The 20,148-nt window shown below is 35.2% G+C and carries 17 protein-coding genes; 13 read left to right on the forward strand and 4 right to left on the reverse strand.

Annotation, left to right across the window (positions count from 1 at the left end; translation table 11 throughout):
• Positions 1–244 precede the first annotated feature (244 nt).
• On the reverse strand, positions 245–472 hold the full coding sequence (locus ACM9HF_RS02875) for a glutaredoxin family protein (RefSeq protein ID WP_473614212.1): 228 nt from the start codon (positions 470–472) through the stop codon (positions 245–247).
• A gap of 537 nt (positions 473–1,009) precedes the next feature.
• Between ACM9HF_RS02875 and ACM9HF_RS02880 the strand changes: the two genes are divergently transcribed.
• Positions 1,010–3,457, forward strand: a complete 2,448-nt coding sequence (locus tag ACM9HF_RS02880; RefSeq protein ID WP_473614213.1) for an ATP-binding protein — start codon at positions 1,010–1,012, stop codon at positions 3,455–3,457.
• Between the two features lie 193 nt (positions 3,458–3,650).
• On the opposite strand, the gene htpX is transcribed toward ACM9HF_RS02880, so the two are convergent.
• Entirely contained in the window at positions 3,651–4,526 is an 876-nt protein-coding gene (gene htpX, locus ACM9HF_RS02885; RefSeq protein ID WP_473614214.1) for a protease HtpX, read from the reverse strand.
• Positions 4,527–4,714: 188 nt separating this feature from the next.
• Positions 4,715–6,115, reverse strand: a complete 1,401-nt coding sequence (asnS, locus tag ACM9HF_RS02890) for an asparagine--tRNA ligase (protein WP_473614215.1) — start codon at positions 6,113–6,115, stop codon at positions 4,715–4,717.
• Between the two features lie 145 nt (positions 6,116–6,260).
• Between asnS and ACM9HF_RS02895 the strand changes: the two genes are divergently transcribed.
• Complete coding sequence (locus ACM9HF_RS02895; RefSeq protein ID WP_473614216.1) at positions 6,261–6,626, forward strand: hypothetical protein; 366 nt, start codon at positions 6,261–6,263, stop codon at positions 6,624–6,626.
• Between the two features lie 39 nt (positions 6,627–6,665).
• Here ACM9HF_RS02895 and bioA read toward each other — a convergent pair whose 3' ends face one another.
• Positions 6,666–7,967, reverse strand: coding sequence for an adenosylmethionine--8-amino-7-oxononanoate transaminase (gene bioA / locus ACM9HF_RS02900; RefSeq protein ID WP_473614217.1), 1,302 nt, complete (start codon positions 7,965–7,967; stop codon positions 6,666–6,668).
• Positions 7,968–8,109: 142 nt separating this feature from the next.
• Here bioA and bioB point away from each other — a divergent pair, with 142 nt between their 5' ends.
• From bioB to ACM9HF_RS02955, 11 genes are all read left to right on the forward strand, one after another.
• Positions 8,110–9,192, forward strand: a complete 1,083-nt coding sequence (gene bioB, locus ACM9HF_RS02905) for a biotin synthase BioB (protein ID WP_473614218.1) — start codon at positions 8,110–8,112, stop codon at positions 9,190–9,192.
• A 16-nt stretch (positions 9,193–9,208) separates the two neighbouring features.
• Positions 9,209–10,348, forward strand: a complete 1,140-nt coding sequence (locus ACM9HF_RS02910; RefSeq protein WP_473614219.1) for an aminotransferase class I/II-fold pyridoxal phosphate-dependent enzyme — start codon at positions 9,209–9,211, stop codon at positions 10,346–10,348.
• The gene (gene bioC / locus ACM9HF_RS02915) at positions 10,348–11,133 is read left to right on the forward strand and encodes a malonyl-ACP O-methyltransferase BioC (RefSeq protein ID WP_473614220.1); all 786 of its coding nucleotides are present in this window, start codon (positions 10,348–10,350) and stop codon (positions 11,131–11,133) included. Before ACM9HF_RS02910 ends, bioC begins: the two co-directional genes overlap by 1 nt.
• The gene (gene bioD, locus ACM9HF_RS02920; RefSeq protein WP_473614221.1) at positions 11,126–11,797 is read left to right on the forward strand and encodes a dethiobiotin synthase; all 672 of its coding nucleotides are present in this window, start codon (positions 11,126–11,128) and stop codon (positions 11,795–11,797) included. Before bioC ends, bioD begins: the two co-directional genes overlap by 8 nt.
• 1,065 nt (positions 11,798–12,862) lie before the next feature.
• A complete protein-coding gene (locus ACM9HF_RS02925; protein ID WP_473614222.1) occupies positions 12,863–13,060 on the forward strand; it encodes a hypothetical protein in 198 nt (65 codons plus the stop codon).
• A 796-nt stretch (positions 13,061–13,856) separates the two neighbouring features.
• Positions 13,857–14,135, forward strand: a complete 279-nt coding sequence (locus ACM9HF_RS02930; protein ID WP_473614223.1) for a hypothetical protein — start codon at positions 13,857–13,859, stop codon at positions 14,133–14,135.
• 115 nt (positions 14,136–14,250) lie between these two features.
• Positions 14,251–14,865, forward strand: a complete 615-nt coding sequence (locus ACM9HF_RS02935) for a hypothetical protein (RefSeq protein ID WP_473614224.1) — start codon at positions 14,251–14,253, stop codon at positions 14,863–14,865.
• Positions 14,866–14,933: 68 nt separating this feature from the next.
• Positions 14,934–15,149: a hypothetical protein gene (locus ACM9HF_RS02940; protein WP_473614225.1), complete on the forward strand. Its 216-nt coding sequence runs from the start codon at positions 14,934–14,936 to the stop codon at positions 15,147–15,149.
• A gap of 1,163 nt (positions 15,150–16,312) precedes the next feature.
• On the forward strand, positions 16,313–16,807 hold the full coding sequence (locus tag ACM9HF_RS02945; RefSeq protein ID WP_473614226.1) for a hypothetical protein: 495 nt from the start codon (positions 16,313–16,315) through the stop codon (positions 16,805–16,807).
• A gap of 1,545 nt (positions 16,808–18,352) precedes the next feature.
• Entirely contained in the window at positions 18,353–18,895 is a 543-nt protein-coding gene (locus tag ACM9HF_RS02950; protein WP_473614114.1) for a hypothetical protein, read from the forward strand.
• Between the two features lie 796 nt (positions 18,896–19,691).
• A complete protein-coding gene (locus tag ACM9HF_RS02955) occupies positions 19,692–19,979 on the forward strand; it encodes an NTF2 fold immunity protein (RefSeq protein WP_473614227.1) in 288 nt (95 codons plus the stop codon).
• The last annotated feature ends 169 nt before the right edge of the window (positions 19,980–20,148 follow it).

Here is a 20,148-nt window from a genome sequence, read left to right on the forward strand (position 1 = left end):
ATTTTTATGATTAACAAACTCATTAGCATTTTACTTTTTGGTATATGGTTTAAATTATATAACATTTTTTTCTATTCTTATTTTGATATACCCGTTGAGTTTGTAATAGGCGCGGGAATGAACTGGTTCAAAGTTTATTGGCTGTTCTTTTTTATAGCTATCACTCTATTAGCCTATAAAGGAATGAGTTTTTTTTATAAAATCAATAGCCGTAGAATAGAGCAAACAGAAAACCAATAATGTACTAACTACCATAGGCTTGCTGGAATGTTTTTACAGAAAAACCATTTAAAAATTGATCACCAATTTTCAAAACCGGTACACCTCTATATCCTATTTTAGAAAACTCTTTTTTACCTGCTGGCGTTTTAACATTACATAAACGATACGTAACTTTGTTTTTGTCTAAATATTGTTTAGCTGTATTGCAATGAGGACAGTTGGTCATTGTATAAAGTACAACGCGTTTCATAATAAACCTAAAATACTTATCTTTAAATTAGCGATTATATATCTATATCATCTCAAAATCAGGATTAATGACTAGAGCGTGTTGACCTTTGCGGTATATTTTTGAAACAGCTAGTTTAGTTATTATGCAAAGCTTCGTTTTTGATATGTCGTTATTCTACTTAAGAAAACGATAACACAGAAGAAATACCAATTTAGCAAAAAATATTTCATTGCGTATAGATATATTGGTTAATAAAACATTCAAAATAAGATGATAAATCTATCATTTATCCCAAATAATGCTAAGTTAAACAATCTTTATTTCAATAATAAATAGGACATTATAGCTTTAAGTTGTTTTTTCTAGTCATTAATGTGGATGTTTTTAGGTTATATATAACTAGAAGTTAGACCTTTGAGTTTATTGGCTTTATTTTTAATACTCATTATTATTTAATAGTAAGTATAATGTTTGATTTATTAGTGGCTTGTACTACTCTTAGCCTAGTACCTTCCTTATATTTATATAAATTATTACACGCTCGGTGATTTAATTATGGCGCTACTAAGAAGCAATATTGGATTAAAATTATTACGTTATGTTTTTGGAGGATACTTTGCTATAGCTTTAATACTTACATCAGGTCAATTAATCTCTGAGTATAGCCATGTAAAAGGTACTATTTTTGAAGAGTTATCAAATTTAGGAGAAACAATTGAAGACAGTTTGTCACAATCCATTTGGAACTTTAATATTGAACAACTCGAGTCAACCATTGAAGGTATTAACAAAGTTGGAATGGTTTCTGGCATTAAAGTTGTTGCACCAGATAAAAGTGTATTGGCAAGTACCGGTAATATAGGTAAAGACCATCAAGCAGAGCAGTCAACCTTTGAAGGTGAATACGGCAAAGGTAGTATACAAAAAATTATTTATTCTAAAGATGATACTGAGCATTCTTTATTCGAATATAAATTCCCTATCTATTTTACCAACGACAATAATACACAAAAAGACCTAATAGGTTACTGCTATATATATGCTGCTCATGCTTCTATTATTGATCGTGTTCAGTATGGTTTTACCCTTATCATTATAAACTCAGTGATCAAAACATTTGCACTGTGGCTAATTTTTCTATTTTTTACTAAACGGATCATAGTGGATCCTATTAACGTCCTTACCAAAGTTACACAAGATTTAGATTTAGACAAAACTGATTCAAAGCATAACTTTGATGATTTAAAGAAGATTGTTTATTCAAAAGACAATAATGAACTTAATTTATTAGCGAGTAGCTTTTTAAAGATGTGTAATACCGTTATTGAAAAGGTCAAGGTTATAGAAAACCATACCATTGAACTTACACAGTCTAAAGAAAGTGCAGAAAATGCTAGTCAAATAAAGTCAGATTTTCTTGCTATGATGAGTCATGAATTAAGAACCCCCATGAACGGTGTTATTGGTTCTTTAGATTTATTAGCCACCACGAAACAAACTGAAGACTCTCAAGACTTAATAGACACGGCCAAAACATCTGCAGAAAATCTCGTTTTTATTCTTAATGATATTTTAGATATCAATAAAATTGAAGCAGGAAAATTAGAATTAGAAGAGCGTGTTTTCTCGATATCAGAAGTTATAGATAATGTGATTAAGGTATTTATTCCTGTTGCCAGTAAACGAAATATAACCTTAAACGTATATGAAGATCCCAATACACCTATTTTTGTTAAAGGTGACGCCATGAGAGTACGCCAAATACTTTTTAACCTTATTGGGAATGCACTAAAGTTCACTTCATCAACACAAAAAAAACAAGGTAACGTTAGTCTTAAAACCAGTGTTATGAAAAGTCATGAAACTATGAGTAGCATTAGTTTTAAAGTTATAGATAACGGTATTGGTATTAGTGACGAAAACCAACAAAAACTTTTTATGCCCTTTATTCAAGCTGAAAAATCAACAACAAGAAAATATGGCGGCACAGGTTTGGGTCTTGCTATTTGTGGCAAGCTTACTGAAATGATGGGAGGACGAATAAAGCTTACAAGTGAAGAGGGCAAAGGTTCTTGTTTTAATGTAGAAATACCTTTCTGGAAGTCACAAGAAACACGCGCGATGCATATTGAGTCACTTCCTAATATTAAAGTAACGTTATTAAGTTGTGATGAAGCTTCAGATGTTCAATTAGATACTTTTAGTAACTATTTAAGAACAGAAGGGGCAGAGGTGCTATCGTATCAACTTTCTGATTTTTCGGTCGACCAGCCTGATTACGGTGTTCTTTATATTTTATTTAATGATAACGATGACAACCGAGAATTAACCTTATCTATTTTAAAAGAAAATGCGAATAAGAGCCGTGTGATCATCGCTGTTGATAAAGCAATACTCGATGAAACAAGAAAGTTATTTAAAAATGCCCGTGTTTGTTGCTCTCAACCTATTACAAGAGTTCAGTTTATTGATGCGATTAAAAATGCGTGGCAAAAACGATTCGAAATTAATCTTGATGATTTAGATTTAAGTGAATTGAAAGCAGACGATGATAAGTTAGCCCTTGACGACTTAGACTTTGATCTAGAAGACGTTGGAGCTCAAGAAAAAAGTAAAGAACAACAACAAGCTGATATATTGTTAGTAGAAGATAATCCATTGAATCAAAAGCTTATTGTTAGACAGTTGAATCAGCTGGGTTATCATTGTGATGTTGCAGATGATGGGCTTCAAGGAAGGATCATGTGGGAAGAAGGAGAATACCAACTTATTTTAACTGACTGTCATATGCCTAATATAGATGGCTACGAAATGACACGACAAATACGTGAAAAAGAAAAAGCAGAACAAAAAAAACCTATTCCTATTATTGCCGTTACTGGCGCAGCAATGAGTGGTGATGCGGAATATTGTTATGAAACCGGTATGAATGATTTTGTAAGTAAGCCTATCCAATTAGCTGATTTTAGAGCCACATTGAAAAAATGGTACGTTCATAAATAATACTATGTTAATCAACTTGGTATAAAATAATTTATATAGATGAATTTTTTAGGTTCAAAAAAACGCCAATTAAGGCGTTTTGAATTATGTACTTATTATTTAGGGTCTGTTGAGCTTTGCTCATTGTTGCAAGGAATTTACATAGAGTAACTATGCTACACGCCTTGCGACGCGATCAACAAGCCCTAATAACTTATGTTCTATTGCGTAGCGCTTTAATACGATCATCAAGCGGTGGATGGCTGGCAAATAAACTAATAAATTTAGATTTGTTATTTATACCAAAGGCCATCATTGAACCTTCAAGCTGACTTTCTTGACTCTGTTTTAGTTTTTCTAATGCACCAATCATTGCAGATGTACCTGCAAGTTGAGCACCACCGATATCCGCTCTAAATTCACGTTTTCTTGAAAACCAAGCAACAACAATACTAGCTAGAACGCCTAAAACCATTTCTAAAATAAAGACAACGGCAAAATAAGCAATTCCGCCTAAACCACCACCTTGGTTGTTATTACTGCGCGTTGCATTATCGATAATACCGGCGATTAAACGCGCTAAAAATATAACAAAAGTGTTCATTACACCTTGCACTAACGTCAACGTAACCATATCACCATTAGCTACATGGCTAATTTCATGACCGATCACCGCTTCAGCTTCGGCTTGGCTCATGTTTTCTAATAAGCCTGTACTTACAGCCACTAAGGCGTTATTTTTATTTGCCCCCGTTGCAAAAGCATTCATATCAGGTGATTGATAAAGCGCCACTTCTGGCATACCAATACCGGCTCGATCTGAATATTTTTTAACGGTTTCTAATAACCATTTTTCAGTATTATTTTGCGGTTGTTCAATAACATAAGCACCAACCGAGCGCTTAGCCATCCACTTAGACATCAATAAAGATATAAATGCACCACCAAAACCAAAAACAAAGGCTAGCATTAATAAGCCGCCTAAACCTTGTCGATCAATACCAAAAACAGACATTAATATACTTAGCGTAACGCTAAGCACTAACATAATTGCTAGGTTAGTTAGTAAAAATAATACAATGCGTTGCATTTTTAAACTCCAAAACAAAATAACTAAAGACATAATATGTCGTTTTTGTAAAAAAACAAGATACAGCTAAAAATATAATTTTTTAAAATGCTAACGTATAAAATTTAGACATAAAAAAACGCCAATTAAGGCGTTTTTGTTTTTATATAACCTATCGATTAGATAATAAAATAACCGTTAGTTATCAATTAAAATGCTGCGTTATTCGGTGTTCTTGGGAATGGAATAACGTCACGTACGTTTTGCATACCTGTGGCATAAACCACTAAACGTTCAAAACCTAAACCGAAACCAGAATGAGGTACAGTTCCGTAACGACGTAAATCGCGGTACCAACCGTAATCAGCAACGTCTAAGTTCATTTCTGCAAGTCTTGCATCTAAAACGTCTAAACGTTCTTCACGTTGACTACCACCAATAATTTCACCAATGCCTGGTGCTAAAATATCCATTGCGGCAACGGTTTTACCATCGTCGTTCAAACGCATGTAAAAAGATTTAATATCTTTAGGGTAGTTTTGTAAAACAACTGGACCACCAACATGTTCTTCTGCTAAGTAACGTTCGTGCTCAGAGTTTAGATCAACACCCCAAGTAACTTGGTTCTCAAACTTCTTACCACATTCTTGTAAGATCTTAATCGCGTCAGTGTAATCCATACGAACAAATTCGCTGTTCACTACTGAATTTAAACGATCGATAACGGTTTTATCTACACGTTGTTGGAAGAATGCCATATCGTCTGCACGTTCTTCTAATACCGCTTTAAATACATAACGTAGCATTTCTTCTGCTAAGTCAGCCGCGTCTGATAAATCAGCAAAAGCGATTTCTGGTTCAATCATCCAAAACTCAGCTAAATGGCGAGTTGTGTTTGAGTTTTCAGCACGGAACGTAGGACCAAACGTATACACTTTAGATAAAGCACATGCGTAGGTTTCAACGTTTAATTGGCCTGAAACTGTTAAAAATGTTTCTTTACCGAAAAAGTCTTGTTTGTAGTCAACTTCACCTTTGTCGTTACGTGGTAAGTTTTCCATGTCTAATGTACTTACACGGAACATTTCACCAGCGCCTTCACAGTCACTACCGGTAATAAGTGGTGTGCTTATCCAGAAGTAACCTTTACTGTGTAAAAAGCGATGCACTGCTTGTGCTAATGTATTACGAACACGAGTTACTGCACCACCAATGTTAGTACGCGCACGTAAATGTGCTTGTTCACGTAAAAATTCTATACTATGACGTTTTGCTGCCATAGGGTAAGTATCAGGGTCTTCAACAAATCCGTATACTTCAATAGCTGTAGCTTGAATTTCAAATGCTTGGCCTTGGCCAGGAGATTCAACTAAAATACCCGTTACTTTAACGGCACAACCTGTAGTTAATTTTAAAACATCAGATTGATAATTTTCTATGTCACTAGAAACAATAGCTTGAATAGCATCAAAGCATGAACCGTCATGAATGGCTAAAAATGAAATACCTGCTTTTGAATCGCGGCGTGTGCGGATCCAACCATGTACTGAAACTGTTTCATTAACAGGTGATTTTCCTGCTAAAACATCAGTAATTGATATGAGTGACATTAATCGACCTCTTTGTCTGTCAAAATTGCTCTAAAGTTAAGGTGTGATATGTTACCGTGCAGAATATGATTAACAAGTAAAAATTGTTAATACCTGATATAAAATTCAATATATATAGGTTGAGATGAGCTAAATACGAGTAAATATGGAAAACAAGCAAGAAAACAGAAGAAAATCACCAGACAAATGGGTGTTTATTGTCAGGATTTTAACCCTGCTAAGCTGGTCACTATTTATTATCGCATTATGTGTGTCTTATTATGCCGCCCCAGAAAAAGATTACGGTTTATTACGCTATCATGAAATTGAAGTAAGAACCTATTGGCTGGTTGAATTAACAGGCTATTTATACAAAGTGCTTTGGTTAAGCGCTTTGGTGAGTTTTTTAAGTTTGATTGTTCACAAGTTTAGATCAAGAAGACAATCAGACAGTAAAAATTTCAATTTGTTATTATTGATGGCGGTTTCAATTGCTTGGGCTATATACATATTAATAAATTTAAACCAATAACAAATGCTATGTTATTGGTTTTTAATTCAATCTTATTTATTATGATGAAAAACAGTCGTTTTCATTTAGTACCGTTGCTATAGCATCAATAATTGTTTGTAAGTTTTCATGGGTGGATATTAATGGCGGCATAATATAAATAAGTTTACCGAAAGGGCGTATCCATACACCTAATTCAACAAAGCGCTTTTGAATTACCGTCATATTTACCGGATACTTTGTTTCTACAACGCCTATTCCTCCTAACACACGCGTACCTTGTACACGGTTATTAGTATTTAAAGGGATAAGATGTTGTTTAAGATAACTTTCTATACGTGTAATACTTGCTTTCCAATCACTACTTTCTAATAAACCAATACTTGCATTAGCGACTGCACATGCCAGCGGATTTCCCATAAAAGTAGGGCCGTGCATAAAACAACCCGCCTCGCTATTGCTAATACCTTCAGCAATTTCGTTAGTACAAAGCGTTGCTGCTAGCGTGATATAACCACCCGTTAGGGTTTTACCTAAGCACATAATGTCAGGGGTAATATTTGCCCACTCACAAGCAAACAGTTTACCTGTTCGACCTAAACCTGTTGCTATTTCGTCAGCAATCAAAAGTACATTGTATTGATCACATAACCTTCTACAGGCTTTAAGGTATTCAGGATGATAAAAGCGCATACCACCAGTACCTTGCACTATAGGTTCTATTATAAAGGCAGCAATATCATCATGATGTTTTTTGAATAGCTCAGTTAATTCAGCGATATCTTGTTCGTTCCATTGCTCATCAATCATAATGGTTGGAGCAGGGGCAAAGTATTGTTTAGCTAATGCCTCGCTGTATATATGATGCATACCTGTTGTAGGATCAGATACAGCCATAGTGGCAAAGGTATCTCCGTGATAACCATTTTTTACCGTAAGCATTTTATTTTTAGTAGGTTTACCTTTTGAGCCCCAATATTGAATTGCCATTTTCATAGCAACCTCTACTGAAACAGATCCACTGTCAGACAAAAATACTTTATTTAATCCTTCAGGGGTAATACGCACAAGCTTTTTACATAACTCAACCGCAGGTTTATGGGTTAAACCGCCAAACATAACATGCGACATGTTTTTACTTTGTTCAATCAAAGCTTCATTAAGAACAGGGTGATTGTACCCATGTAGAACCGACCACCACGAAGACATACCATCAACCAACTGCTCACCTGAAGCTAAATTAATGTGTACCCCATTAGCCGAATCAACCATAAAGCTTGGGAGTGGGTTAGTCATTGACGTATAAGGATGCCAAATATGTTCGCGATCAAACGCTAAATCATCTGTATATAAATTAGACATATGTTAACTTAATTCTCATTGCTATGTTTACAAGTAAATTTTGATGGTAGACTACGCGTAAATAAATGTAGATGCAATATGCTCTATCGCGTCTATATCACCTCATTATTACTGTTTATTATTAACAAGAAAAAGGTAGCTTATGTCTGTACAGCTTAATTCGTTGAATATGTTAAAAGAGTCTGACCAAGTGGTTCGTCACGATTGGACCAAAGAAGAAGTACAGGCTTTATTTGATATGCCTTTTAATGACTTAATGTTTGAAGCTCAAACGGTTCACCGTAAAAACTTCAATGCAAACGAAGTACAAGTAAGTACTTTATTATCAATTAAAACAGGCGCTTGCCCAGAAGATTGTAAATATTGTTCGCAAAGTGCTCGCTACAAAACAGATATTGATAAAGAAAGATTAATGGCTGTTGAAAAAGTACTTGAAGCCGCTGGCAAAGCTAAACAACAAGGGTCAACCCGTTTTTGTATGGGGGCTGCATGGAGAAATCCAAAAGAACGTGACATGCCATTAGTAGTAGAAATGGTTAAAGGCGTTAAAGCGATGGGTTTAGAAACCTGTATGACGTTAGGCATGTTATCTGAACAGCAAGCAGACGAACTTCAAACCGCTGGATTAGATTACTACAACCATAATTTAGATACGTCTCCTGAGCACTACAACCAAATTATTACAACGCGTACTTATCAAGATCGCTTAGATACTTTAGGCAATGTGCGTAAAGCCGGTATGAAAGTATGTAGTGGCGGAATTGTGGGTTTAGGTGAAGATGCTAAAGACCGTATTTCATTACTTATTCAATTAGCTAACCTATCACCACAACCTGAAAGTGTGCCAATTAACATGTTAGTTAAAGTTGAAGGTACACCATTGGCAGACGTTGATGATTTAGACCATTTCGACTTTATTCGTTGTATAGCTGTTGCGCGTATTATTATGCCGAAAAGCCATGTGCGTTTATCTGCAGGTCGTTCAGAAATGAATGAACAAATGCAAGCTATGTGCTTCTTAGCTGGTGCTAACTCAATATTTTACGGTTGTAAGCTATTAACAGCAGATAACCCAGAAACCAATGCTGATGTTGCCTTGTTCAAAAAATTAGGTATAAACACCGAAACGATCGATAGCATTACTGAAGAAGAGCAAGTGTTAAAAGTGAAAACTGCGGTTGTTAATCAACAAAACAGCGACATATTTTATAACGCTGCTAATTAACTGAGTTGTATTTGTTTTGTCCTTCGATTTTATTCAGCAAAAATTAACGCAACAACGTGAACACGCTTTGTACCGAACAACAAAGTGTGTTGAATCGCAGACTGCACGAGAAGTTAAAATAGGTGGCAAAACTTATCTTAACTTTTCATCTAACGATTATTTAGGATTAAACAATCACGCTGAAATTAACAAGGCGATGCAAGAGGGTGCTGACAAATTTGGTACCTGTGCAAGTGCTTCTAGCTTAATTACTGGATATCACTATGCGCATCAATCCCTTGAAAACGATATATGTACATGGCTAAACAAACCAAAATGTTTATTATTTTCAAGTGGCTTTGCCGCGAATCAAGGTGTTTTAGATGCCTTAGGTGAGAAAAACACCAACTATTGGTTAGACAAGCTAAGCCACGCATCGTTAATTGATGGTGCTTTAGCTTCGAAAGGCCGAACTAAACGTTTTTTGCATAACGATATGCTACAACTTGATACATTGCTAAGCTCGTCATCTGATAAAGATAATATTATTGTTTCAGAAGGCGTTTTTAGTATGGACGGTGATCAAGCTAATTTACGTTCTATTAGCGAACTCGCTAACAAGCACAAAGCGTTAACCTATATAGATGACGCACATAGCATAGGTGTAAAAGGGCTTTTAGGTGAAGGGAGTTTAAGTCAAGCGCCTTTAGATATGGTAATGGCAACCTTTGGAAAAGCCATAGCAACCAGCGGTGCTTTTGTTGTTTGCAATGACGATATTTACGAATATTTAGTTAACTTTTCTAGACATTACATATATTCAACAGCAATGTCGCCCGCAATTGCTTGGGCAACAAAAGCCAGTATAAAACTGATCCAAAAAGAACATTGGCGTAGAGAAAAAATAACAGAACTCAGCCATTTATTGTCTGCAACATTAAACGACGATATTGAATTAATAAAAACTGAATCTTCTATACATGCCATTGTCTTAGGTTCAGCAAGTAAAACATTAAACACGAGTGAAAAACTGAAAGAAAATGGAATTTGGGTTACCGCAATTCGTCCTCCAACCGTTGCGAATAACACATCTAGGTTACGTGTTACTATAACTGCATCACATAATGCAAATGATATCAAATACTTAGTAAATAGTATAAACAAGGCGTATTCTTAATGGTTAATACCCATATTAGGGTCAACATTGCTCGTTCTTTTAGTTCAGCAACACATTCTTACGATATTTCTGCGCGTTTACAGCGTTATACTGGTAAACACCTAATGTCTAAATTACCTAACCGAACCGATTTGAATATCGTTGATTTAGGGTGTGGAACAGGTTTTTTTACCAATATACTTGCCAGTAAATATCAGCAAGTTATTGGTGTAGACCTCTCTAAAAAAATGCTCAATTTTGCCGAAGCTAGATCAACTCATGACATTCAATGGATTGAGGCTGATGCTTACAAACTTCCTTTTGATAATAATAGTATCGACGTTATTTATTCTAATTTGATGATCCAATGGTGTAACCCATTAAGTGATCTGTTAGTTGAAATAACACGCGTACTAAAACCTGGCGGTTTATTTATTTTTAGCACCTTGGTTGATGGCACTTTGCATGAACTAAAATCATCTTGGAAACAAGTAGACGACGACAAGCATGTTATTGATTTTAAAAAAGAAGAAACATTAATACAAACGTTTGAGGATTCACCTTTTAAATTATTAGAAAACGACGTTAAAGATATTGTTTTAGAATACGAAAACGTACTTCACCTAGCCCGTGAATTAAAAGGTCTTGGTGCTAATCATGTTCCTAATAAAAATAAAAAAGGGTTAGCAGGAAAAGATAAGTGGAAAAAAATGACTAAACGCTACCAAGACTTTCAAGAACCTAGCGGTGTTTATCCTGCCACTTACTCTGCATTTTCTGGTATTGCGGTTAAATTAAATGTCTAATCTTTTTATTACTGCTACAGACACAGATGCGGGTAAAACATTTGTTGCCACCGCTTTAGTTAAAGCGTTAACCAATATAGGTAAAACAGTTGCTGTTTATAAACCTATTTCAGCCGGTTGCGATATTATTGAGGGTGTATTGATAAATGAAGATGCTTTGTTGTTACAGCAAGTAGCTAATAGTGGGCAATCAATCACATCCATTAATCCTATTGCTTTTAAAGAGCCAATTGCTCCTCATATTGCGGCCCAAAAATCAGGCACAGGTATTACAGTCAATAATGTAGTAGAACATTATAAAAATGTAACCTCACTAAAAGCAGATATAACGATTACTGAAGGAGCGGGTGGTTGGCGATTACCTTTAGGTGATGGGCAGTTTTTATCTGATTTTGTTAAGCAATCTAACCAACAAGTTATTTTAGTAGTTAATATGAAGCTAGGTTGCTTAAACCATGCGGTATTAACGTATGAATCTATTTTAGCAGACGGCCTTGAATGTATTGGTTGGGTTGCTAACGCATTTGAAGGGATGAATTATTTAGAAGAAAACATAACTGAACTTTCTTCTTTATTAAAGGTTCCTATGCTTGCTCATTTAGGTAACGAAAAAACTATTGAAGATGCTGCTGAAAAATTTAACTTATCGGTATTATCAGTTTAGTTTTAATTTTGACCCGTAAATAACCTGCAACTTTATTTTATTGAAATAATAGCTAGTTTACCTTTCGTGCACTGTAAATAATCAAACAAATTTTCATTATTGTGTAATTCATTTATCAGAACATTATTTTTTATACAAACAAAAAATAATGTTTATACAACCACATCAATACTGTGCTTATATACAGCTCGGTGTATTTCTCGCTTTCTACAACAAAGCAGGAATTTTTCCTTCTTTCACACAGCTGCTAGTGTACTTAAAAAAGTTATATTGTTGATATTTCGATTAAAGTGACATAATCTAGGTTTTTAAAGTTGTTTGTAAATGTTTTGTGGAAAGCGGGAAATTTGCAAACTAATAAACTGTTATATGCACTCAAATAGTATGGTTGGTTTAGCTAAAAATGTTTTATCAAAGTTACTTTTGTTTGTGCTGCTACGGGTTTCGCTATTGTAGTTTTTCAATAGTCACTAATAAGCTTTGCCTATTTAAAAGACTTTTGTTGGCAAAGCTATTATTTCGTTCTAGTATTTGTGGGTAGCTCAATTTATAGTGTGTTTATGACTACCGTCTTTTACTTTGAATTTTTGTATTTATGTTTAGGTTTATCAGGCATATAACAAGCAATTCAACGGGACTTTTACAGCTGGCTGTGCTCGTTCCTCGCAATTATAGCCAGCAATAAAAGCCCATTAATTGGGCGTTATATGCACTCACATAGTATGGTTGGTTTAGCTAAAAATATTGTTATCAACCTTACTTTTGTAAACGCTGCTACGGGTTTCGCTATTGTAGTTTTCCAATAGTCACTAATAAGCTTTGTTGTTTTTATTACTGCGTAATGTAACAAAGCTATTATTTCGTTCTAGCATTTGTGGGTAGCTCAATTTATAGTGTGGCTATTACTACCGTCTTTTACTTCTAACTTTTGTATTTATGTTTAGGTTTATCAGGCATATAACAAGCAATTCAACGGGACTTTTACAGCTGGCTGTGCTCGTCCCTCGCAATTTTAGCCAGCAATAAAAGCCCATTAATTGGGCGTTATATGTAAAAGGAAGTATAGTGTCACCAAATGTTTTAGCTGACTTAATTATCAGCCTTGTTCTAATTTGTGTTGGTTTAGGGTTAATAGCTCACGGGAAAAAGCTTAAAAGTACTCCTCCTGCTAAATCTAATTTTGCTTCGCCTAATGTTTTTATCGTATTAGGTTCAATAATGTTAGTTACTCAGTTAATGGAATTGGTTAAAACGTATATGTAATTTACATATAACAAGCAATTGAACGGGACTTTTACAGCTGGCTGTGCTCGTTCCTCGCAATTATAGCCAGCAATAAAAGCCCATTAATTGGGCGTTATATGCAATTCATGAAGTAGGGTGCTTTAGCTAACAATTTGGTTATCAACTTTTACCTTTGTAAACGTTGCTATGAGTTTCGCTATTGTCGTTTTTCAATAGTCACTAATAAGCTTTGCCTTGTTAAAGAGACTTTTGTGGCAAAGCTATTATTTCGTTTTGGCAATTGTGGGTAGCTCAATTTATAGTTCATTTAAAACTACCGTCTTTTACTTTGAACTTCAGTAATTAAGTTAAAGTTTATCAGGCATATAACAAGCAATTCAACGGGACTTTTACAGCTGGCTGTGCTCGTCCCTCGCAAATTATAGCCAGCAATAAAAGCCCATTAATTGGGCGTTATATGCAATTCATGTAGTTGGGTGTTTTAGTTAAAATTGTTTTTACCAAAAGTACTTTTGTAAACGCTGCTACGGGTTTCGCTATTGTAGTTTTTCAATAGTCACTAATAAGCTTTGTTGTTTTTATTACTGCGTAATGTAACAAAGCTATTATTTCGTTCTGGTATTTGTGGGTAGCTCAATTTATAGTGCGTTTATTACTACCGTCTTTTACTTCTAACTTTTGTATTTAAGTTCAGTTTTATCAGGCATATAACAAGCAATTCAACGGGACTTTTACAGCTGGCTGTTTCGTTCCTCAACATTTTAGCCAGCAATAAAAGCCCATTAATTGGGCGTTATGTGCCATGGAGGTTTCATTGAAAGATTCAGATAATTCAGAAAGAACTTTAGCTGAAGTTGAAAAAACGTTTTATGAAACTCTGAGTAAAAATACTATTTTCTCATCTGTAAATAGATCTGCATCAGCACTTGAAAAGTTAGCTATTAATACTGAAGCTTTAACACAAGAAATAGCAAGCGCTAATGATTCATCTACAAAGTTAACTAAAAGTTTAAATCGTCTTACCTTAGCAGCCGTAATTATTGCTGCTTGTGCGCTAGCTTTAGAAGTTATCAAAATGTGCTTAGCTAAATAGCACATAACAAGCAAATAAACTGGGACACGTAACAGTTGGCTACCGTTCGTCCCTCACTATTTTAGCCAACATTACTTAGCCCGTTATTTGGGCGTTAGAGTGTTAATGGAGAACTATGGCAACTTGTAAAGCGTGTCATGAAGAAATACGTGATGATGCTACTGTGTGTAAACATTGTGGTCATAAAGAAAAGTTGGATGCCAATAGAGTCGGAATATACATTGGTGTTATTTTGTCTGTTATTTCCTTAGCTACAATTGCTTTTTCTACAGCGGTTAAATTATTTGAAAGTAAAAATGCAGATATTGTGGGTCAAGTCTTAAGTTTTGAAAACGATAAACTAGATTTATCACTTTCTAACAGGGGTAAAAGCTCTGCGGTTATTTGGGATTTGACAATTACCTACCCTGAGGCAGGTAGATGTAATCAAAAGGATTATGAAGTCACAACAAGGATGGAGCTCAAGAAATCAGTTATAGAGCCCAATAAAACTATAATCGTACCTTCAAAAACCAAGGATGAAAGTTCTCTTCATATAGCGGATATGTCTCCTGAAGCTAGGGCTGATGAAGAGTTTAAAGATTTACTTAAATCAATGAGTTTTTGTACTGCTAAAGTTATTTATTTAGATTTCGATAATGAATTCAAAAATAAAGAAATAGCTTTTACTTGTGCGCCATTAGCTGAGTGTATAGAACACTCTAACAAGTCGTTAAAGCAGGACAAATAACAGTTGGCTTTTGCTCCTGCGTCGCTTATTTTAGCCAACATATTATTTGCCTCTTAACGAGGCGTTATATGCACTCAAATTGTATTGTTGGTTTAGCTAAAAATATTGTTATCAAACGTACTTTTGTAAACGCTGCTACGAGTTTCGCTATTATAGTTTTTCAATGGCCACTAATAAGCTTTGCCTATTTAAAAGACTTTTGTTGGCAAAGCTATTATTTCGTTCTGGTATTTGTGGGTAGCTCAATTTATAGTGGATTTATTACTACCGTCTTTTACTTCTGACTTTTGTATTTTAGTTTAGATTTATCAGGCATATAACAAGCAATTCAACGGGACTTTTACAGCTGGCTGTGCTCGTTCCTCGCAATTTTAGCCAGCAATAAAAGCCCATTAATTGGGCGTTATATGCAATTCATGTAGTAGGGTGCTTTAGCTAATAATTTGGTTATCAACTTTTACCTTTGTAAACGCTGCTACGAGTTTCGCTATTTTAGTTATTCAATAGTCACTAATAAGCTTTGCCTATTTAAAAGACTTTGTTGGCAAAGCTATTATTTCGTTCTAGCTTTTGTGGGTAGCTCAATTTATAGTGCGTTTATTACTACCGTCTTTTACTTTGAACTTCAGTATTTATGTTCAGGTTTATCAGGCATATAACAAGCAATTCAACGGGACTTTTACAGCTGGCTGTGCTCGTCCCTCGCAAATTTTAGCCAGCAATAAAAGCCCATTAATTGGGCGTTATATGCACTCAAATAGTATGGTTTGTTTAGCTAAAAATGTTTTTATCAAAAATACTTTTGTACACGTTGCTTCGGTTTCGCTATTAAGGTTTTCCAATAGTCACTAATAAGCTTTGTTGTTTTTATTACTACGTAATGTAACAAAGCTATTATTTCGTACTGGCATTTGTGGGTAGCTCAATTTATAGTGCGTTTATTACTACCATCTTTTACTAGTCGCTTGTGTATTTATGTTTAGGTTTGTCAGGCATATAACAAGCAATTCAACGGGACTTTTACAGCTGGCTGTGCTCGTCCCTCGCAAATTTTAGCCAGCAATAAAAGCCCATTAATTGGGCGTTATATGCAATTCATGTAGTAGGGTGCTTTAGCTAATAATTCGGTTATTAACTTTTACTTTTGTAAACGTTGTTACGGGTTTCGCTATTTATAGTTTTCAAATAGCCACTAATAAGCTTTGCCTTGTTAAAGAGACTTTTGTGGCGAAGCTATTATTTTGTTCTGGCATTTGTGGGTAGCTCAATTTATAGTGTGATTATTACTACCGCCTTTTACTTCTAACTTTTGTATTTAAGTTCTGATTTATCAGGCATATAACAAGCAATTTAACGGGACTTTTACAGCTGGCTGTGCTCGTCCCTCGCAAATTTTAGCCAGCAATAAAAGCCCATTAATTGGGCGTTATGTGGCAAGGGGTATTAATTGATTTCTGGTGCAGTAGGAAAGATTGTCGGTCTAGTTTTAGCGCATAGCGTTTTGATTGGTAGTGAATTACAAGAAGGTGAGTTATTAGTCCCTGTTGTTACTTACCAACAAGGTGAAAACCGGTCAATTAAAACTTTTGAAGCTGACACACAAGAAGAAGCTGTTGTTCTTGGACAAGAGTTTTTAAACTCTTTATCAGATAAATCTGATAGCTGGGCTTATGTACAAGATGGCTTAATTACTCTTCCAAATGGTAATAAGCAAGACGTCTATTATATAAAAGCGTGGGCTAAAGGTATGTCAGAGCCAATGGAGTTATACCAAATGTATACAGCACAGCCTTTTACACTTATAGAAAATATTAAAGTGCTAAATTACGCTGATACAGGTTTATCAGCAGAAGATGCTGATTCATTTATCGCAGCGTTGGAACAAGGTATATATTCACATCCATCTGCTAGTAAGCAAGACCTAGAAAAGTGGTTCAAATAAGTAGCCACATAACAAGGGTTTTCAAGGCGGACAAATTACAGTTGGCTTTTTGTTCGTGCCTCACTTATTTTAGCCAACTGCAATTTGCCGCTTAAAACGGCGTTATATGCACTCAAATAGTATGGCTGGTTTAGCTAAAAATGTTGTGATCAATCTTACTTTTGTAAACGCTGCTACGAGTTTCGCTATTATAGTTGTTCACTAGTCACTAATAAGCTTTGTTGTTTTTATTACTTCGTAATGTAACAAAGCTATTATTTCGTACTGGCATTTGTAGGTAGCTCAATTTATAGTACGTTTATTACTACCGTCTTTTACTTTGAACGTCAGTAATTAAGTTAAAGTTTATCAGGCATATAACAAGCAATTCAACGGGACTTTTACAGCTGGCTGTGCTCGTCCCTCGCAATTTTAGCCAGCAATAAAAGCCCGTTAATTGGGCGTTATATGCAATTCATGAAGTAGGGTGCTTTAGCTAACAATTTGGTTATCAACTTTTACCTTTGTAAACGCTGCTACGAGTTTCGCTATTGTGTTTTTCACTAGTCACTAATAAGCTTTGTTGTTTTTATTACTACGTAATGTAACAAAGCTATTATTTCGTTCTAGCATTTGTGGGTAGCTCAATTTATAGTGTGCTTATTGCTACCGTCTTTTACTTCTGATTTTTGTATTTTAGTTCAGGTTTATCAGGCATATAACAAGCAATTCAACGGGACTTTTACAGCTGGCTGTGCTCGTCCCTCGCAATTATAGCCAGCGATAAAAGCCCATTAATTGGGCGTTATATGGTAACAAAAGAATTCATTTGCTAAGGGATCTGTGGAAAGAAGGAGTATTGCCGCTTTTCTACAGCATAAGCGTTGAGTTTATCCAAACAACAAATTCTATTTAAAATCCCTTGACGCGTGCTAAGCTTCTTTTTAATCCTTAATCTTAAGTAAAGTTGCGTAAGTAGTGTCTTTTACTTGAAGCAACTTTACTTAAGATTAAGGTTTGTCGCACAAGTTAAGGTGATTTTTTTATTTTATTTTGTGTTTGATTTTACGCTTATGGTTATGTTGGCTGGAGCGCTTAGTGTTTATCTGAGTTACCATCTAACAAGCAATTGAACTGGGACACGTACAGCTTGCCGTGCTCGTTCCTCGCTATTTTGGCAAGCTTTACTTTGCCCGTTAATATGGGCGTTATATGCACTCAAATAGTATTGTTTGTTTAGCTAAAAATATTGTTATCAAACGTACTTTTGTAAACGTTGCTACGGGTTTCGCTATTGTCGTTTATCAATAGTCACTAATAAGCTTTGCCTATTTAAAAGACTTTTGTTGGCAAAGCTATTATTTCGTTCTAGCATTTGTGGGTAGCTCAATTTATAGTGTGGCTATTACTACCGTCTTTTACTTCTGACTTATGTATTTTAGTTCAGGTTTATCAGGCATATAACAAGCAATTCAACGGGACTTTTACAGCTGGCTGTGCTCGTTCCTCGCAATGTTAGCCAGCAATAAAGCCCATTAATTGGGCGTTAGCCTTACAAGGATAGTCATGAGAAAAATTTTACCTTTTATATTATTGTTCATTTCTTTTAGTGGAATTGCTAGTGACGACTTTCATTGGAAATTAGCTAATGGTGATCAAGCGCCCGAAACTGAAAATCAAAAAAGTGTAAAAGGATTTGGTGGTTGGCTATTAGTAACGCCTGATAAAGATTGGGAAGAAAAATGGATGACTCCAAGCGAAAATGTGCCTTACTTTAACGAAGCCAAGGACGTAAAGTTGGGTCAAGAACTCACTATTCTTCCTTTCTTTGCTAACCCAAAGTTAGATAATGCACGCAATTTTAATATTTTGTGTGATATTAAAGTTGAAAAGCCTGACGGAACATTTTCAATTAATGAGTTAAATGTCCCTTGTGCACAAGGGACATTAGAAGTAGATCCAATGTCTATATTTTTAACTCAAACAGTTATTAAATACATTGGCGAAAATGGAGACCCTTTTGGGCAATGGACAGTTTACTTTGAGATTAAAGATTTGATCAGAGGCGTTTCAGTTCCTTTAAAAACATCTTTTAACTTGGTGAAATAGTAAGGCTAACAAGCTGTTCAAGCGGGACAAATTACAGTTGGCTGTTTCGCTCCGCTCACATTATAGCCAACTACAATTTGCCCCTTAACAGGGCGTTATATGCAATTCATGTAGTAAGGTGGTTTAGCTAATAATTTAGTTGCTAACTTTTACTTTTTAATGCTCTGCTGCGGGTTTCGCTATTTTAGTTTTCCAATGTCCACTAATAAGCTTTGCCTATTTAAAAGACTTTGTTGGCAAAGCTATTATTTCGTTCTGGCATTTGTGGGTAGCTCAATTTATAGTGCGTTTATGACTACCGGTTTTTACTAGTTGCTTGTGTATTTATGTTCAGGTTTATCAGGCATATAACAAGCAATTCAACGGGACTTTTACAGCTGGCTGTGCTCGTCCCTCGCAATTTTAGCCAGCAATAAAAGCCCATTAATTGGGCGTTATATGCAATTCATGAAGTAGGGTGCTTTAGCTAACAATTTGGTTATCAACTTTTACCTTTGTAAACGTTGCTACGGGTTTCGCTATTATCGTTTTTCAATAGTCACTAATAAGCTTTGCCTATTTAAAAAACTTTTGTTGGCAAAGCTATTATTTCGTACTGGTATTTGTGGGTAGCTCAATTTATAGTGTGTTTATGACTACCGGTTTTTACTAGTTGCTTGTGTATTTATGTTCAGGTTTATCAGGCATATAACAAGCAATTCAACGGGACTTTTACAGCTGGCTGTGCTCGTCCCTCGCAATTTTAGCCAGCAATAAAAGCCCATTAATTGGGCGTTATGTAGCTCAAGGAGTTCGAGTGCAATTTAAAGTTTTAGGCTTAATATCTCTTATGTTTATAATATCTTCATGTTCGTTGATCGAGTCAGATATTTGTGATCAGAAAACAGCTTTAGATAAAGGTACTAGTTTAATGCATAAAAAATTCCCTCGCTCAATGGAGGATCAAAACCCCATAAAAATTTACGATCGTGAGGGTTTATGGCATATCAAAGGTACTCTTCCTCCTAATTATGCAGGTGGAGTTCCCCATGTTAAATTAGATCGGCAAACGTGTAGGTTAGTAGAAATTTATCATACTCAGTGATATCAGCTACATAACAAGCAAATCAACGGGACTTTTACAGCTGGCTGTGCTCGTTCCTCGCAATTTTAGCCAGCAATAAAAGCCCGTTATTTGGGCGTTATATGCACTCAAATAGTATGGTTTGTTTAGCTAAAAATGTGTTGTTATCAACCTTACTTTTGTAAATGCT

Source organism: Colwellia sp. RE-S-Sl-9 (assembly GCF_048296855.1).
In the GTDB taxonomy this organism is placed as follows: Bacteria; Pseudomonadota; Gammaproteobacteria; order Enterobacterales; family Alteromonadaceae; genus Pseudocolwellia.

What these genes read in the sequence shown, in the direction of transcription:
- ACM9HF_RS02875 (WP_473614212.1), bottom strand. Translation starts at nt 472, where the DNA reads ATGAAACGCGTTGTACTTTATACAATGACCAACTGTCCTCATTGCAAT.
- ACM9HF_RS02950 (WP_473614114.1), top strand. Translation starts at nt 18,353, where the DNA reads ATGAGAAAAATTTTACCTTTTATATTATTGTTCATTTCTTTTAGTGGA.
- asnS (WP_473614215.1), bottom strand. Translation starts at nt 6,115, where the DNA reads ATGTCACTCATATCAATTACTGATGTTTTAGCAGGAAAATCACCTGTT.
- bioA (WP_473614217.1), bottom strand. Translation starts at nt 7,967, where the DNA reads ATGTCTAATTTATATACAGATGATTTAGCGTTTGATCGCGAACATATT.
- ACM9HF_RS02935 (WP_473614224.1), top strand. Translation starts at nt 14,251, where the DNA reads ATGGCAACTTGTAAAGCGTGTCATGAAGAAATACGTGATGATGCTACT.
- htpX (WP_473614214.1), bottom strand. Translation starts at nt 4,526, where the DNA reads ATGCAACGCATTGTATTATTTTTACTAACTAACCTAGCAATTATGTTA.
- ACM9HF_RS02895 (WP_473614216.1), top strand. Translation starts at nt 6,261, where the DNA reads ATGGAAAACAAGCAAGAAAACAGAAGAAAATCACCAGACAAATGGGTG.
- bioD (WP_473614221.1), top strand. Translation starts at nt 11,126, where the DNA reads ATGTCTAATCTTTTTATTACTGCTACAGACACAGATGCGGGTAAAACA.
- ACM9HF_RS02880 (WP_473614213.1), top strand. Translation starts at nt 1,010, where the DNA reads ATGGCGCTACTAAGAAGCAATATTGGATTAAAATTATTACGTTATGTT.
- ACM9HF_RS02940 (WP_473614225.1), top strand. Translation starts at nt 14,934, where the DNA reads ATGCACTCAAATTGTATTGTTGGTTTAGCTAAAAATATTGTTATCAAA.
- bioB (WP_473614218.1), top strand. Translation starts at nt 8,110, where the DNA reads ATGTCTGTACAGCTTAATTCGTTGAATATGTTAAAAGAGTCTGACCAA.
- bioC (WP_473614220.1), top strand. Translation starts at nt 10,348, where the DNA reads ATGGTTAATACCCATATTAGGGTCAACATTGCTCGTTCTTTTAGTTCA.